Source organism: Neglectibacter sp. X4 (assembly GCF_009917365.1).
Taxonomy (GTDB): Bacteria; Bacillota; Clostridia; order Oscillospirales; family Acutalibacteraceae; genus Acutalibacter.
This window is the reverse complement of record NZ_QWLE01000223.1, coordinates 1-750: the sequence shown is the minus strand read 5'-3', so window position 1 is coordinate 750 and position 750 is coordinate 1. Positions and strand designations below refer to the sequence as shown.

1 protein-coding gene and 1 pseudogene are annotated in these 750 nt (G+C 47.6%); both read left to right on the top strand.

Annotated features, from left to right (window positions below; all coding sequences use genetic code 11):
* The first annotated feature begins 102 nt into the window (after positions 1-102).
* Positions 103-354, top strand: a complete 252-nt coding sequence (locus D1841_RS17815) for a helix-turn-helix domain-containing protein (protein ID WP_160644987.1) — start codon at positions 103-105, stop codon at positions 352-354.
* A pseudogene (locus tag D1841_RS17810) lies at positions 355-750 on the top strand (N-terminal phage integrase SAM-like domain-containing protein); the annotation flags it as partial.

The window sequence follows — 750 nt, the reverse complement described above, 5'->3', positions numbered from 1 at the left end:
TGCACAGCTTGAAAAGGAGGATAGAAAAACAATAGACGGCATTCTTTCCCGGTTTGCACCCTGGTGAGTTCAAGACAGTCAAAAGAAAGGAAACGTGATTTTATGAAAGACAGAATTTTTGCAGAGTACCCGGATGTGGTTTCCGCTAAGGAGTTACAGACTATGCTTCACATTGGCAGAAATACGGCCTACAGCCTGCTGAAAAGCGGGGCAGTTTCCAACATCCGCATTGGGAAGAAATACATCATCCCAAAGGCCAGTGTAGAGGAATTTCTCCGCTTGCGTACGGCTTCCAAATCTGGTACAATGGAGCCATCAGATGAAGCCGCTGAAAGCCCGGAAAGGAGTAAATAAATGGCAATCACGGGCTTTGTAACAACGAAAAACGGCAAATATTATGCCGTATTGAATCTCTACGACGAGAAAGGGAAGCGCAGGCCAAAGTGGTTCTCCACCGACCTTCCTTTGAGGGGAAATAAGCGCAATGCTGAGAAGATTCTGCACACTTTGATAGATGAGTGGGAAGAAAAGAATGTGCCCTACTGCCAACTGACCTTTGCGGGCTATTTGGAGCGTTGGGTCAAGCAGGCAGGGACGAACATCAAGCCCAATACCTACCGAACCTATCGGGCCATGGTAGTAAACCACATCGTGCCGTATTTCAAACAGCACCCGGTATTGCTGCAAAAGCTAAAACCCACTGATTTGGACGCTTACTATCAGTCCAAACAGCAGCCAGGGAGCAAGCAG